This window comes from Actinosynnema sp. NPDC020468, assembly GCF_040642015.1.
In the GTDB taxonomy this organism is placed as follows: Bacteria; Actinomycetota; Actinomycetes; order Mycobacteriales; family Pseudonocardiaceae; genus Actinosynnema.
Genome location: NZ_JBFAEO010000056.1, coordinates 1 through 14359, shown reverse-complemented (window position 1 = coordinate 14359; position 14359 = coordinate 1). Strand labels below are relative to the sequence as shown.

The window sequence follows — 14359 nt, the reverse complement described above, 5'->3', positions numbered from 1 at the left end:
GGAGACAGTCATGTCCACCACCGGGCTCGTGCGCCCTCCGGACGCGGACCTCGTCGCCGCCGGCAGGCAGAACACCCTCGTCACGATCATGTTCTTCGCGGCGGGAATCGTCTTCCTCGACCGCTTCGGCATCACGTTCCTGTTCCCGCAGATCGGCGCCGAACTCCAGTTGACCAACGCCCAGTTGGGTTCGCTGGTGTCGGTCACGGCGGTCGCGTGGGCGGTCTCCGGGTTGGTGTTCTCGATGCTGTCCGACCGGTTCGGCGGGCGGACGAAGTGGTTGATCGTGGCCAGCCTGGTGCTGTTCTCGTGCGCCGTCGGGTTGATCGGGTTCGCCTCCGACTACGAGACGATGCTGCTGTACCGCGCGTTCATCGGGTTCTGCGAGGGACCGGCGCTGCCGTTGATCCAGGGCGCGGTCGCGCGGGTGTCCTCGCCGGGCAGGCGCGGGCGCAACCTGGGCATCGTCATCGCCGGCACGTTGGTGATCGGCAGCGCGCTGGCGCCGGGGATCATGGTCGGGTTGGCGTCGTTGTCGGGGTGGCGCAACGCCTTCCCGATCGTGGCGGTGCCCGGGATCCTGGTGGCGGTGCTGGTGGCGATCTTCATGAAGGAGGACGCGCGCGCCGCGGACGGTGACCGGGTCCGGCTGCGCGACTTCCGCGCGGTGCTGGCCAACCGCAACGTTCTGCTGGCGTTGGTGGGCACCACGTTCTGCATCGGCTCCAGCATCGGGTTCGGCACGTTCGGCGCGACCTACCTCGCCGCGGAGGGCCATTCGCCGGGCACGTCGACGCTGATCCTGACCGTCTACGGGTTCGTGATCGCGCTGGGCAACGTGATCGCGCCCGCCCTCTCCGACCGCTTCGGCCGCAAGCCGGTGCTGTTCGTGGCGGCCGTGTGCAGTGGACTGCTGCCGCTGTGCTTCGTGCTGTTCTCGGGTTCGGTGCCGGTGCTGCTGGTGTCGCTGGTCGTCGGGCTGATGGGCGGCGGCGCGCTCACCCTGATCGCCTACGTCGTCCCGGGCGAGTCGGTGCCGCCCGCCCTGATGGCGACCGCGTTCGCACTCCAGATCGCGGTGGGCGAAACCCTCGGCGGCGTCCTCGGTCCGCAGCTCGGCGGCGTGCTCGCTGACGCCACCCACAACCTGTCCAACGCCCTCCTGCTCTACGCCGCCGCCCCGATCGTCCTGGTCGTGGTCGCGGTGCTGATCAAGGAAACCGCACCCGAGAAGCGTGGTTCAACAAGAGGATCGTTGAACAATCCCACATAACAACAATCCTCACCCCAACCGACGGCTCCAACCCGTCGGCAACCCCGGCCCGAGCCCGCACGGAACTCCCGTGGCGCGGCTCGGGCCGGGGCGGTGCGGTGGATCGGTGAACAAAAGGATTGTGCGGCAAGAGGATCGTTGAACAATCCGACAGGCCTGTCGGAGGCGGAGCGGCGGATTGTCGTTGCGATGCAAGAAGGGCGCGATGAACGAGGGGATTGTGCGACAAGGGGATTGTTGAACAATTCGACAAGCCTGCCGGAGGCGGAGTGGCGGATTGTCGTTGCGCGGCAAGAGCGCGTGGTGCGGCAGGGCGGCGGGCCGGCCAGTCGGGTCAGGGTGGCGGGTTGTCGTTGCGCAGCAGGGCTAGTGAGGTGTCGAGCGCGGCTTCGAGGTGGGTGACTCGGCCGGTGGACATCAGGATCGTCACGCCGCCCTGGACCGCGGCGAGGAGGGCGGCCGCGGTGCGGTCGGCGTCCAGCTCCGGCTTGAAGAGGCCGGCGTCCTGCATGTGCCGGACGCCGGTGCGCAGGGCGGCCTGCCACCGCTCCACCAGTTGCGCGGTCAGGGTTTGCGCGGCCGGGGTGCTGCGGCCCAACTCGGTGATCAGCACGCCCAGCGCGCAGTGCACGCCCTGCTTCTCGTACCGCCGCACGACCACGTCCCGCCACTCCTGCCAGGCCTCCCACTTGGTGAGGTCGCCCAGGTGCGGCTGCTGGTCCTCCAACACCCGGTCCGCCTCGCGGGCGGCCACCGCCAGCAGCAACTCCTCCTTGCCGTCCGGGAAGTAGTGGAAGATCTGGCTCTTGCTGGTCGACGTGCGCGCGCAGATGTCGTCCAACGTCGTCGCCGCGGCGCCGCGCTCCCGGATCTCGGCCGCCGCGCCCTCCACGATGCGCCGCCGGGTCGCGGCGCCCTTGGCGGTCAACCGGGGTTCTCTGGCGGATCGCATGACCCTCCCTCTTCTGGACTTGCGGGTCCATTTTACCCGGACGACTGTGGGCGTCGTCCTGTCGAGGGAAAGGAAACCGATGAAAGCGATCGTGGTCGAGCGGTTGGGCGGACCGGAGGAGTTGCGGATCGCGGAACGCCCGACACCGCGACCGGGTCCCGGCGAGATCCGGGTCCACGTGCGGGTGGCCGGCGTGAACTTCATGGACACCGGCACCCGCCGGTTCGGTCCACCGGACGTGCGCCCGCCGTTCGTGCCCGGCGTCGAGGGCGCGGGCCGGGTGGCCGCGCTCGGCGAGGGCGTCACCGACCTCGCCGTCGGCGACCGGGTCGCCTGGGTCTACGCCTACGGCTCGTACGCGGAACAACTGGTGCTCCCGGCCGCGACCGCCGTGCCGATCCCCGACGACCTCCCGGACGAGGTCGCGGCGGGCGTGCTGATGCAGGGCGTCACCGCGCACCACTTCACCACCGAGGCGGCGCCGGTGACGCCGGGCCAGGTGACCCTCGTCCACGCGGCGGCGGGCGGCCTCGGTCAGAAGCTGGTCCAGCTGATCAAGGCCGCGGGCGGGCAGGTGATCGGGTTGACCTCGAGCGGGGCCAAGGCCGAGGTCGCGCGGTCGGTCGGCGCGGACCACGTCGTGGTGTCCACCGACGACGCGTTCGTGCCGGAGGTCCTGGCGCTGACCGGCGGCGAGGGCGTGCACACCGTGTTCGACGGCGGCGGCGCGACGACCTTCCGCGCCTCGATGGAGGTGCTCCGCCGGCACGGCACCCTGCTCTACTACGGCCCGCTGATCGGCGACCCGCCGGTGCTCGCGATGCGCGACCTCCCCCGCAGCATCAAGGTCTGCTACCCGGTCTTCCACGACCACGTCCCGACCCGCGAGGCCCTGCTCCGGCACACCGGGCACCTCTTCGACCTGGTCCGCGCCGGCCGGCTGCGGGTCGACGTCGGCGGCCGGTACCCGCTGGCGGACGCGGCCCGGGCCCACCGCGACCTGGAATCCCGCGCCACCACCGGGAAGCTGCTCCTGCTGCCCTGACCGGTGACGCACACCGTCCTTTGTGGACTAAAGGGAAGGGGTGTCGCCCGCCGCGGACCCGGCGGTTCCCGCCCGACCGGGGTTGGGTGGCGGTGCTCGGCCGAGTACTCTCTGCTATGTCCGCTGACACAACGGATGTCGCGTCGGGGAGGGTGACCCAGCAGTGCGTTGTCCGTTCTGCCGCAACTCGGAGTCCCGCGTGGTCGACTCGCGCGAAGTGGAAGAGGGCCAGGCGATCCGCCGGCGGAGGTCGTGCTCCGGGTGCGGTCGGCGGTTCACCACCGTCGAGGAGGCCGTGCTGGCCGTGGTGAAGCGGTCCGGCGTCACCGAGCCGTTCAGCCGGGACAAGGTCGTCAAGGGTGTCCGGCGGGCCTGCCAGGGCCGCCCGGTGGACGAGGACGCGTTCCACCTGCTGGCCCAGCGCGTCGAGGAGTCCATCCGGTCGACCGGGTGCGCCGAGATACCGAGCCACGAGGTCGGCCTGGCCATCCTGCGGCCGTTGCGGGACCTGGACGAGGTCGCCTACCTGCGGTTCGCCAGCGTCTACCGCTCGTTCTCCTCGGTCGAGGACTTCGAGAAGGAGATCGCGGGCCTGCGCACCACGCGCGGCGAGGACGAGGCCGCCGGCAACTCCTGACCCGCGGCCGGGGAGCGGTGCGCGCCCCGACCGCGGCCTGTGGTCAGTCCCAGTCGAGCGAGCTGCCCGCGGTGTACTCGGTGACCCGGGTTTCGAAGAAGTTCTTCTCCTTCTTCAGGTCGATCGCCTCGGACATCCACGGGAACGGGTTGTCGGCGGGGCCGAAGACCGGCGCCAGGCCGAGCTGGTCGCACCGCCGGTTGGTGATGAAGCGCATGTACTGCTCGCACTGGTCGGCGTTGAGACCCAGCAACCCGTTGGGCATCGTGTCACGGCCGTAGGCGATCTCCAGCTCGCACGCCTCGCCGAGCATGGTGCGCACCTCGGCCTGGAAGGCCTCGCCCCACAGGTGCGGGTTCTCGATCTTGATCTGGTTGATCGTGTCGATGCCGAAGTTCAGGTGGATCGACTCGTCGCGCAGGATGTACTGGTACTGCTCGGCGATGCCCACCATCTTGTTGCGCCGGCCGAACGACAGGATCTGGGCGAACCCGGTGTAGAACCACATGCCCTCGAACACCACGTAGAACGCCACGAGGTCGCGCAGGAACGCCTGGTCGTTCTCCGGCGTGCCGGTGCGGAACTCCGGGTCCTCCAGGTGCTGGGTGTAGTCGAGCGCCCAGGCCGCCTTGTCGGTGATGGAGGGCACCTCGCGGTACATGTTGAACAGCTCGCCCTCGTCCAGGCCGAGCGACTCGCAGATGTACTGGAACGTGTGGGTGTGCACGGCCTCCTCGAACGCCTGGCGCAGCAGGTACTGGCGGCACTCGGGGTTGGTCAGGTTCCGGTACACGGCGAGCACGATGTTGTTGGCCACCAACGACTCCGACGTGGCGAAGAAGCCGAGGTTGCGCTTGATCGCGTGCCGCTCGTCCTGCGTCAGCCCGGTGGGCGAGCGCCACAGCGCGATGTCGGCCTGCATGGACACCTCGGTGGGCATCCAGTGGTTGGCGCAGCCCGCCAGGTACTTCTCCCACGCCCAGTGGTACTTCAGGGGCAGCAGCTGGTTCACGTCGGCGCGGGCGTTGATCATCGCCTTGTCGTCGACGTGCACCCGGCCGGCGCCGCGCTCGATGTCGCCGAGGCCGGTGGTGTCGGGGATGTTCGCGGTCACTGGCAGGCCTCGCAGTCGGGGTCGGTGACGGCGCAGACAAGGGCGTCGTCGGACGTCGTGGTCGGGACGGGCGCGGGCCGGGGCGTCGGCGGGGGAGTGGGCGCGGCGACGACCGGGCGGACGGCGTTGAGCTTGCCGTCGGTGCCGCGCAGGGTGGACTTCTCCACGCTGGTCGCGGCGGTGGACCGCAGGTAGTAGGTCGTCTTCAGGCCCTTGTGCCAGGCCAGCCGGTACAGCGTGTCGAGCTTGCGGCCGTTGGGCGCGGCGATGTAGAGGTTGAGCGACTGCGCCTGGTCGATCCACTTCTGCCGGCGCGAACCGGCCTCGATCAGCCATTCCGACGGCATCTCGAACGCGGTGGCGTACAACGCCTTGAGGTCGTCGGGCACCCGGTCGATCGGCGTGAGCGAGCCGTCGAAGTACTTCAGGTCCGACACCATCGCCTCGTCCCACAGGCCCAGTGCCTTGAGGTCGGCGACCAGGTGCCGGTTCAGCACGGTGAAGTCGCCGGACATGTTCGACTTCACGTACAGGTTGCGGAACAGCGGCTCGATGGACTGGCCGACGCCGCAGATGTTGGAGATGGTGGCGGTCGGCGCGATCGCCATCGTGTTGGAGTTGCGCATGCCGCCGCGCACCTTGGTCCGCAGCGCGTCCCAGTCCAAAGTGGACGACGTGTCGACGTCGAGGTCACCGCCGCGGGCCTGCGCCAGCAGGGCCAGGGAGTCGATCGGCAGCACGCCCCGGCTCCACAGCGAGCCCTCGAACGACTCGTAGCTGCCGCGCTCCCGCGCCAGGTCCGCCGACGCGGACAGCGCGTGGTAGCCGATGTGCTCCATGCTGCGGTCGGCGAACTCGACGGCCCCGGGCGTGCCGGGCGCGAGCCGCAGGGTGAACAGCGCGTCGCTGAAACCCATCAGCCCCAACCCGATCGGCCGGTGCCGCAGGTTGGACCGGCGCGCCTCCGGGATCGTGTAGAAGTTGATGTCGATCACGTTGTCGAGCATCCGGACCGCGGTGTGCACGGTCCGCCGCAACCGGTCGACGTCGAGCCCGTCGGCGCCTACGTGGTTGGCCAGGTTCACCGAGCCCAGGTTGCAGACGGCGACCTCGTCGGCGCTGGTGTTCAGGGTGATCTCGGTGCACAGGTTGGACGAGTGCACGACACCGACGTGCTGCTGCGGCGACCGCAGGTTGCACGGGTCCTTGAAGGTGATCCACGGGTGGCCGGTCTCGAACAGCATGGTCAGCATGCGCCGCCACAGGTCGACCGCCTTGACCCGGCGGAACACCCGGATCTCGCCGCGGTCGGCGGCCTGCTCGTAGGCCCGGTAGCGCTCGGCGAACGCCAGGCCGTAGAGGTCGTGCAGGTCGGCGGTCTCGTCCGGGGAGAACAGGGTCCACTCGGCGTCCGCCTCGACGCGGCGCAGGAACTCGTCGGGCACCCAGTTCGCGGTGTTCATGTCGTGCGTGCGCCGCCGGTCGTCGCCGGTGTTCTTGCGCAGGTCGAGGAACTCCTCGACGTCCACGTGCCAGGTCTCCAGGTACGCGCACGCCGCGCCCTTGCGCTTGCCGCCCTGGTTGACCGCGACCGCGGTGTCGTTGGCGATCTTCAGGAACGGCACGACGCCCTGGGACTCGCCGTTGGTGCCCTTGATGTGCGCGCCCATGCCGCGCACCGGGGTCCAGTCGTTGCCGAGGCCGCCGGAGAACTTCGCGAGCAGTGCGTTGTTCTGGTAGCCCTGGAAGATGCTCTTCAGGTCGTCGTCGACGGTGGTGAGGAAGCACGACGACAGCTGGGCGCGGGTCGTGCCCGAGTTGAACAGCGTCGGCGTGGAGCACATGAAGTCGAACGTCGAGAGCAGCTCGTAGAACTCGATCGCGCGCGCCTCGCGGTCGTCCTCGCGCAGCGCCAGCCCCATCGCGACCCGCATGAAGAACGCCTGCGGCAGCTCGTAGCGCACGCCGCCGTCGTGCAGGAAGTAGCGGTCGTACACCGTCTGCATGCCCAGGAAGTCGAACTTCGCGTCCCGCTCCGGCGCGATGGCGGCGGCGATCCGCGCCAGGTCGAACGTGGCGAGCTCCGGATCGAGCCGGTCCAACTCGATGCCGAGCCGGACGTAGTCGGGGAAGTAGTCCACGTAGGACATCTGCTCGCCGGTGGCCTCGACGGGTCGACCCGCGATCCGGGTCAGCACCTCGCGACGCAGTCGGTCGAGCAGCAGGCGCGCGGCGACGAACGAGTAGTTCGGCTCGGTCTCGACCAGCGTGCGCGCCGCCATGACCAGTGCCACGGCCAGCTCGTCCACCGTGATGCCGTCGTAGAGGACCTGGCGCACCTCGGCGATCACCTGCTCGGTGGAGACGTCCGCCAGGCCCGCGCACGCCTCGCCGACCACGACCGCGATCCGGTCCCAGTCGACCGGTCGCAGCGCGCCGTCCGCGCCGGTGACCCGGAACTCGGGCGCCACCGGCACGACCGCGCGCGCCTTGGCGTGCTCCTCGCGGTAGAGCACGTACGCGCGGGCGACCTTGTGGTGACCGCCGCGCATCAGCACCAGTTCGACCTGGTCCTGGATCTGCTCGATGTGCAGCGCGGTGTCCGGTCGGGCGTGCTTGAGCAGCGCCGACTCGACCTGGTCGGTCAGCTCCGCCACGAGCGGGCGCAGGTGCGCCGCCGCGTCCCGCTCCACCGCCAGGAACGCCTTGGTCATCGCGACCCGGATCTTGCCGGGGTCGAACGTCGAGACGCCGCCGTCGCGGCGGATCACCCGCACCTGCGGCACACCAGTGGTTGTGGTCGACAAAGCCCTCTCCTCGCGAGCCTCAACGGCCCGGAGCACGCGGCGACCCCACAGCGGCGCGCACGAGAGCACACCATCCGTGTCGGCCCGCCCACGAGGCCCCGGACACGCGCACGCCGGCCGGCGCGCGCATCGGTGGCAGGTCTTCGGACTCGCGGACACCCGACTGTGCTCCAGTCGGACCTACTGGCCGTCGCTTCCCGGGAGCGAGTGCTCCCAGTGCTCAATGACGGCGGTTGTTTCCGCTCACCGCTGCGGGGCAGTCCCGGAATCGCACCGGGTTCCCTCTTGCCTCCTCCGCCCTCGGGGAGGGCGTCGGAACCATCGACGGGCGGAACACTACATGTTGTAGATCGGCTTGCAACACGACCCCACATGGGCGTGCCGCACGCCGCCTTCGAATCCCGGTGGCGCGAGACGGGCCCGGGTTGGGAACCTCCTGCCGTGGACGGTGATCCGGTGGACGAGGTGCGGCGCGCGGTCGACGGCGCGGTGGGTGGACCGGCCGACGCGGGCGAGGCGCTCGGGTCGGTGCTGCTCGCGGTCGGTCGGAGCGGGGACGCCGAGTCGATCTCGCGGGCGGCGCAGGTGCTGGTCGAGGCGGACCCGCGGGTGTGGCTCGCGCTGGACGGCGCGGCTCGGCGCAGGTCCTGGTACCCCTCCACGTGGGCCGAGGAGGCCGCCGAGCGGTTCGCCGGTGATCGGCCCGGCGTGCTGGACGTGCTGCTCGCCGCGTGCCACCGCAACGGTTTCGTGCGGGAGGCGGCGGTCGCGGTGATCGCCGAGCGGGAGGACGAGGTGCTGCTGCCGGTGGTGGCCCTCCGCGCGGCGGACTGGGTGCCGCAGGTGCGCGAACGGGCTCGCCCGGTGTGCCGGCGGACCCTCGACCGCGCGCCGACCGCCGCGGTCGGGTTGGCGCCGGTCGCGTTCCTGCTGCGGGACCGGAGGGTGGGCGGGTGGCTCGCCGACGCGCTGGAGGAGTGGTTCCGCGCCGGGCCGCCGGAGGCGTTGGACGCCGGGTTGGCGGCCCGGGATCGGCGGACCAGGCGGGCGGCCCACACGGTCGGGTTGGCGGCGGGACGGCTCGGTCTCGACCGGATGGTGCGCGCGGCGACGACCGACCGGGACCTGCCGATCCGGATCCGGTGCGCGGAGGCGGCGATCCGGGCGGCACGGGCGGTCGGCGACGAGGACGTGCCGCGGCGGTTGCTGGCCGGCGGCACGGCCGCGGTGCGGGCGGAAGCCGTGCGGGCGTTGGGGAACGAGGTCGACGCCGAGGCGGCGCTGGCCGACCGCAGCGGGTTGGTGCGCGCGGTCGCGCAGGCCCTCGTGCGGCGGGCCGGCGTCGACCCGGCCGCCCGGTACCGGGACCTGCTCGCCCGGCGGCCACCGGACCCCGCGGTGATCGCGGGCCTGGGCGACACCGGGTCCCCGGCCGACGCCGACCTGATCCGGCCGTGGTTGGCCCACCCGTCCTCGCGCGGGCGGGCCGAGGCGGTGCGCGCGTTGCGCCGGCTCGGTGTCACGTCGCCGGGCCCGCTCCTGCCGCTGCTCACCGACCCGGTCTCCTCGGTGACCCGCCAGGCGACGCTTTCCCTGCTGCGCCAAGCGGAAGCGCTGGACGAGCGCGAGCTGGGGCGCCTGCTCGACGACCACCACCCGCGCCACGTCCGCACCGCGGCCTACCGCCTGCTCCGGGCGCACGGCCCGTGGACCAGGATCGCCGTGGACCTGCGGCTCGTGACCGACCCCGACCTGCGGGCCGACGCCCGCGGCGACCTCACCGCCTGGCTTGAACGGGACGCCGCGACGACCTACGCCGTGCCGCGGGGTTCGCGCGCGGAGGAGTTGGCCGCGCTGATCACCGCGGCCGAACCCGTCCTCGGTGCCTCCCGGACGCGCGCGCTGCGGTTCCACCTGGGGGCGACGCGCTGACCGGTGTCACGGCCGTGCGGTCTTCCTGGTGTTCTGGAAGGACGCGAACCGCCAGCCGTCCTCCTGGCGCACGGCGGTGAGGGTGATGACGGACGCCTGCTCCGCCCGGCCGCCGTCGGTGATCACCAAGGCCGCGTCCGGTGCCAGGTGACGGATGTCGAGGGTCGAGTCCGCGGTCCCGGTCAGCCGGCTCCCCTTCAGCGGCCCGTCGAAGAGGAACCGGTGGGTGGCCTCGATGGCGGCCCGGCCGGTGTCGCGGGTGCCGAGCCAGGTGATGTAGTCGGCGTCCTGGGTGAACAGCTCGGCGTACGCCGTGGCGTCGCCCGCGTTCCACGCGTCGGTCAGCCGGGTGAGCAGGTCGCGGATCTCGGTGGTGTCGGACATCGGTTCTCCTCAGTCGGTTTCACGGTGGGTGAACAGCCGGGACAGGTCGTCGGGCCAGTCCAGCGCGCCGCTGTCGAGGTCGGCGAGCAGCGCCCGGACCCAGTCCCGCTCCGCGGTCACCCGGGCCAGTTCGTACTCGAGCTCCACCAGCAGCAGTCGAGGCAGCCGCGCCTGGAGGTCGGGCAGCTGCGACCCCATCCCGGCGGCGGCCGCGGTCAGGGTCGAGGCCCGGCTCCGCAACGCCTCGCGCGCGTCGGCGACCGGGAGACAACCCAGGAAGGACAGGGCCGCGGTGAACAGCGTGGTGTCCGGGTCCGGCGTGGCGATCAGCCGGCGGGTGCGGGCACGCAGCTCGGACCGGCCGTCGTCGGTGAGGCGGTACGGGGTGCGCTCCGGCCGGTTGCCCTCCCGGCTGGTGTCCGCCGCGACCACCAGGCCGTCGCGGGTGAGGCGCTCGACGGCGTGGTACATGCTCCGCGGCAGGCCGGTGACGAAGTCCTTGTGGGTGTCGACGATCTGCCGGTGCATGTCGTAGACGTGCCGTTCGCCCTGGGACAGCAGGGCGAGCACGGTCAACCCCACCAGGTCGCGGTCGGTTCTGGGCAACGTGGTCACGGCGCCTCCTCGTGCCGTGAACCGTATAGTGCAGTCCGCACTATGGCAACCTGCCATAGTGGGAAATTCGGGCGCGGCGGAGCCGGGTGCCGGTCAGGATGGCGGTGTGGCGGAAGCGCGGTGGGTCGGTGCGGCCGACGTCGACCAGCACGTGGAGTGGTTGGCGCATGGTGACGCGGGTTCGGGGTGGGTGACCGGCTACGACCGCTCGGGGTGGGAGGACTCGACGTGGGTGCTCCACGCCCTGTGGGAGTGGCCGGTCGACGGTCCGCCGCCGACGCACCACGAGCAGCGGCAACGGTTGTCGGCGCTGGGGTTGGTCGCACCGGTGGTCGTCGGCGGCCTCGACCTCGACGCGGTGACCGTCGCCACCGGGGTGCCGCTGGGGTACGCGGCGGACCCGGGCGCCGGGTGGCGGCGGGTGCGGTGGACGGAGTGGGCGCTGCGCCGGGGTTTCGCGCTGGGCGGCGGCCGGGTCGTGCCGCCCTGCCACCGCTGGTTCCCCGTGGACAGTTGGCCCGCCAACACCAGGCCGCCGACCGAGGGGTCGTTGGACGAGACGAGCCTGCGGGCACTGCTGCGCGTCCTCGCCCGGCACTCGGTCGGCGGCGGCGAGGCGGTCTGCCACGCGTTCTACGGGGCGGCGGTGGTGGACGAGTGGGAGCACCGGGTGGTGCTGACCGGACCGCTCGACGCCGTGCCGGACCTCCTCGAGGGTGACGACGGGAAGGCGGCGACGCCGTCGTGCCTGTGGCCCGCGGACCGGTCCTGGTTCCTCCACACCGACTGGGACCTGTGGGCGACCAGGGTCGGCGGGTCGCGCGGGTTGATCGCGGAACTCCGCGCGGAGCCGGACCTCGAAACGCGGGAGTGGTCCGCGCCCACGGCGTGAACCTGCGGTTTCCCGGTGCGCGGGAGCGCGTCCCACGATGCGTTACGCTGCGACTGCTGGTGGTTCGCGACCTCGGTAACGTCGGAGGCCGCGAGGCAAGAGGGAACCCGGTGCGAGTCCGGGACTGTCCCGCAGCGGTGAACGGGAACGGAAGCCGTCAACGAAGCACTGCGCGCGAGCGTGGGAAGCGACGGCCGGTAGGTGTGCGCCCGCACGGGCGCGCGTGCCCGTGAGTCCGAAGACCTGCCACCGGTCCGCGCGCCCGCCGGGCGCGCGGTGTCCGGAAGCCTCGTGGGAAGGCTTGTGCGGACGCGGCCCCGTGCCGCCCGCGAAGCGTGCCCGCGAAACCTCCGGACTTCACGCACGCTCGCGAGGAGTAGAGCTTGTGACAAGCGGTATCGGCGCCACTGTGCTCGGCTATCCCCGGATCGGACCGCGCCGGGAGCTCAAGCGCGCGGTCGAGGCGTACTGGGCCGGCCGGATCGACCGGGACGCCCTGCTCGCCACCGCCGCCGACCTGCGCGCGGCGACGTGGGCGGAGCTGAGGGACGCCGGGCTCGACTCTGTCCCGTCCAACACGTTCTCCTTCTACGACCAGGTTCTCGACACGGCGTTCCTCGTCGGCGCGGTGCCCGACCGCTACCGGCGCGAGCACGAGGTGGACGCGTACTTCGCGGCGGCACGGGGTGACGCGGACGCGCCGCCGTGGGAGCTGACGAAGTGGTTCGACACCAACTACCACTACCTGGTACCGGAAATCGGTCCGGAGACCACGTTCCGACTGGCCGGCGACAAGCCGCTGGCGGAGTACCGCGAGGCCCGCGCGCTCGGCCTGGAAACCCGTCCGGTGCTGCTCGGTCCGGTCACGTTCCTGGTGCTGGCCAAGGGAATCGACCCGTTGGCGCGGGTGGACGAGCTCGTCGACGTCTACGCCGCACTGCTCGGCGCGCTCGCGGCCGAGGGCGTCGAGTGGGTCCAGCTGGACGAGCCCGCGTTCGCCGCCGACCGCACCGACGCCGACCTGGCGGCGCTGCGCCGGGCCTACACGCGGCTCGCTTCCCTTGCCGCACGGCCGAAACTGCTCGTGACCGGCTACTACGGCAGCCTCGGCCCGGCCCTGTCGGTGCTGGCCGACACGGCCGTCGAGGCGATCGGCGTCGACCTCGTGGCGGGCACCGCCGACGGTCTCGCGGACGTCCCGGGCCTGCGCGGCAAAACCGTGGTGGCGGGCGTCGTCGACGGTCGCAACGTGTGGCGGGCCGACCTGGCCGCGGCACTGGCCGCCGCGGCGGGGTTGCGCGACTCGGCGGCCGAGGTCGTGGTCTCGACCTCCTCGACGTTGCTGCACGTGCCCTACGACCTGGACGCGGAAACCGGGCTGGACGAGGAAGTCCGGTCGCGGTTGGCGTTCGCGCGGCAGAAGGTCCGCGAGGTCGTGCTGCTCGGTCGGGCGCTGCGCGACGGCACGCCGGGGGAGTGGTCGGCCGACACGACCGCGAGCCCGCGCCGGGACGAGCGGATCCGGGCCCGGATCGCGGCGCTGACCGCCGAGGACCGCACCCGCGCGCCGTACGCGGACCGCGCGGCGGCCCAGGAGGCCCGACTCGCCCTGCCGCCGTTGGCGACCACGACCATCGGGTCGTTCCCGCAGACGACGGAGATCCGCGCCGCGCGGGCCGGGCTGAAGTCGGGGACGGTGTCGGCGGAGGAGTACGCCGAGCGGATGCGCGGCGAGATCGCCCGGGTCGTCGCGGTGCAGGAGGACATCGGCTTGGACGTGCTGGTGCACGGCGAGCCCGAGCGCAACGACATGGTGCAGTACTTCGCCGAGCACCTGGACGGGTTCGCCTCGACCGAGCTCGGTTGGGTGCAGTCCTACGGCTCGCGCTGCGTGCGCCCCCCGATCCTGCACGGCGACGTGTCCCGGCCGGAGCCGATCACGGTGCCGTGGGCGACCTACGCGCAGTCGCTGACCGACCGCCCGGTGAAGGGCATGCTGACCGGACCGGTGACGATCCTGGCGTGGTCGTTCGTCCGGGACGACCAGCCGTCCGCCGAGACCGCGGACCAGGTCGCGCTGGCACTGCGGGACGAGGTCGCCGACCTGGAGGCCGCGGGCATCGCGGTGATCCAGGTGGACGAGCCCGCGCTGCGCGAACTGCTGCCGTTGCGCGCGGTCGACCAGCAGGCGTACCTGGAGTGGTCGGTGGGCTCGTTCCGGCTGGCCACGTCGGGCGTGGCGGTGGGGACCCAGGTGCACACCCACCTGTGCTACTCGGAGTTCGGCGAGATCATCGACGCGATCGACGGCCTGGACGCGGACGTCACCACCATCGAGGCCGCCCGGTCCAAAATGGAGGTTCTGGAAGACCTGCGCGCCACCGGTTTCCGACGCGGTGTCGGGCCCGGCGTGTACGACATCCACTCGCCGCGGGTGCCGACCGAGGACGAGGTCGCCGCACTGGTCGAGGCCGCCGCGCGGGCGGTGCCGGGCAACCGGTTGTGGGTCAACCCGGACTGCGGCCTGAAAACCCGCGGCTACGCGGAGGTCGAACCCGCCCTGCGCAACCTGGTCGCCGCCGCGCGCCGGGTCCGCGACTCCCTCTGACCGCACGTGGTGGGGGGGGGCCGGGGCGGCCCCCCCCCCCCCGGCAAGGCCGGCCGGCCCCCCCCCCCCCAGGGGGGGGGGCGCGCAGGGGGAGAGAGGG

11 protein-coding genes and 2 riboswitches are annotated in these 14359 nt (G+C 71.9%); of the genes, 6 read left to right on the top strand and 5 right to left on the bottom strand.

Annotated elements, in window-relative coordinates; genetic code table 11:
* The first annotated feature begins 10 nt into the window (after positions 1–10).
* Positions 11–1273 carry an MFS transporter gene (locus tag AB0G50_RS30475; protein WP_360115438.1) on the top strand — a complete coding sequence of 421 codons (1263 nt, stop codon included), beginning with the start codon at positions 11–13 and terminating at the stop codon, positions 1271–1273.
* A gap of 334 nt (positions 1274–1607) precedes the next feature.
* Here the strand turns inward: AB0G50_RS30475 and AB0G50_RS30470 are convergent, their stop codons facing one another.
* Positions 1608–2225: a TetR/AcrR family transcriptional regulator gene (locus AB0G50_RS30470; RefSeq protein ID WP_360115435.1), complete on the bottom strand. Its 618-nt coding sequence runs from the start codon at positions 2223–2225 to the stop codon at positions 1608–1610.
* A 79-nt stretch (positions 2226–2304) separates the two neighbouring features.
* On the opposite strand from AB0G50_RS30470, the gene AB0G50_RS30465 reads away from it, so the two are divergent.
* Both AB0G50_RS30465 and nrdR read left to right on the top strand, forming a co-directional pair.
* The gene (locus tag AB0G50_RS30465; protein WP_360115432.1) at positions 2305–3270 is read left to right on the top strand and encodes a quinone oxidoreductase; all 966 of its coding nucleotides are present in this window, start codon (positions 2305–2307) and stop codon (positions 3268–3270) included.
* Between the two features lie 163 nt (positions 3271–3433).
* Positions 3434–3907, top strand: coding sequence for a transcriptional regulator NrdR (gene nrdR / locus AB0G50_RS30460; protein ID WP_360115429.1), 474 nt, complete (start codon positions 3434–3436; stop codon positions 3905–3907).
* A gap of 43 nt (positions 3908–3950) precedes the next feature.
* On the opposite strand, the gene AB0G50_RS30455 is transcribed toward nrdR, so the two are convergent.
* Entirely contained in the window at positions 3951–5021 is a 1071-nt protein-coding gene (locus tag AB0G50_RS30455) for a ribonucleotide-diphosphate reductase subunit beta (protein ID WP_360115426.1), read from the bottom strand.
* On the bottom strand, positions 5018–7828 hold the full coding sequence (locus AB0G50_RS30450; RefSeq protein WP_360115423.1) for a ribonucleoside-diphosphate reductase subunit alpha: 2811 nt from the start codon (positions 7826–7828) through the stop codon (positions 5018–5020). Before AB0G50_RS30450 ends, AB0G50_RS30455 begins: the two co-directional genes overlap by 4 nt.
* A 116-nt stretch (positions 7829–7944) precedes the next feature.
* Positions 7945–8166, bottom strand: a riboswitch (cobalamin riboswitch).
* Positions 8167–8269: 103 nt separating this feature from the next.
* Between AB0G50_RS30450 and AB0G50_RS30445 the strand changes: the two genes are divergently transcribed.
* Positions 8270–9760, top strand: coding sequence for a hypothetical protein (locus AB0G50_RS30445; protein ID WP_360115420.1), 1491 nt, complete (start codon positions 8270–8272; stop codon positions 9758–9760).
* Positions 9761–9766: 6 nt separating this feature from the next.
* On the opposite strand, the gene AB0G50_RS30440 is transcribed toward AB0G50_RS30445, so the two are convergent.
* The gene (locus AB0G50_RS30440) at positions 9767–10144 is read right to left on the bottom strand and encodes an SgcJ/EcaC family oxidoreductase (protein WP_360115417.1); all 378 of its coding nucleotides are present in this window, start codon (positions 10142–10144) and stop codon (positions 9767–9769) included.
* Positions 10145–10153: 9 nt separating this feature from the next.
* Positions 10154–10759, bottom strand: coding sequence for a helix-turn-helix transcriptional regulator (locus AB0G50_RS30435; RefSeq protein WP_360115414.1), 606 nt, complete (start codon positions 10757–10759; stop codon positions 10154–10156).
* 106 nt (positions 10760–10865) lie between these two features.
* Between AB0G50_RS30435 and AB0G50_RS30430 the strand changes: the two genes are divergently transcribed.
* Both AB0G50_RS30430 and metE read left to right on the top strand, forming a co-directional pair.
* Complete coding sequence (locus tag AB0G50_RS30430; RefSeq protein ID WP_360115411.1) at positions 10866–11651, top strand: hypothetical protein; 786 nt, start codon at positions 10866–10868, stop codon at positions 11649–11651.
* Between the two features lie 43 nt (positions 11652–11694).
* Positions 11695–11917, top strand: a riboswitch (cobalamin riboswitch).
* Between the two features lie 119 nt (positions 11918–12036).
* The gene (metE, locus tag AB0G50_RS30425) at positions 12037–14259 is read left to right on the top strand and encodes a 5-methyltetrahydropteroyltriglutamate--homocysteine S-methyltransferase (protein ID WP_360115408.1); all 2223 of its coding nucleotides are present in this window, start codon (positions 12037–12039) and stop codon (positions 14257–14259) included.
* The last annotated feature ends 100 nt before the right edge of the window (positions 14260–14359 follow it).

What these genes read in the sequence shown, in the direction of transcription:
- AB0G50_RS30475 (WP_360115438.1), top strand. Translation starts at nt 11, where the DNA reads ATGTCCACCACCGGGCTCGTGCGCCCTCCGGACGCGGACCTCGTCGCC.
- AB0G50_RS30470 (WP_360115435.1), bottom strand. Translation starts at nt 2,225, where the DNA reads ATGCGATCCGCCAGAGAACCCCGGTTGACCGCCAAGGGCGCCGCGACC.
- AB0G50_RS30465 (WP_360115432.1), top strand. Translation starts at nt 2,305, where the DNA reads ATGAAAGCGATCGTGGTCGAGCGGTTGGGCGGACCGGAGGAGTTGCGG.
- AB0G50_RS30440 (WP_360115417.1), bottom strand. Translation starts at nt 10,144, where the DNA reads ATGTCCGACACCACCGAGATCCGCGACCTGCTCACCCGGCTGACCGAC.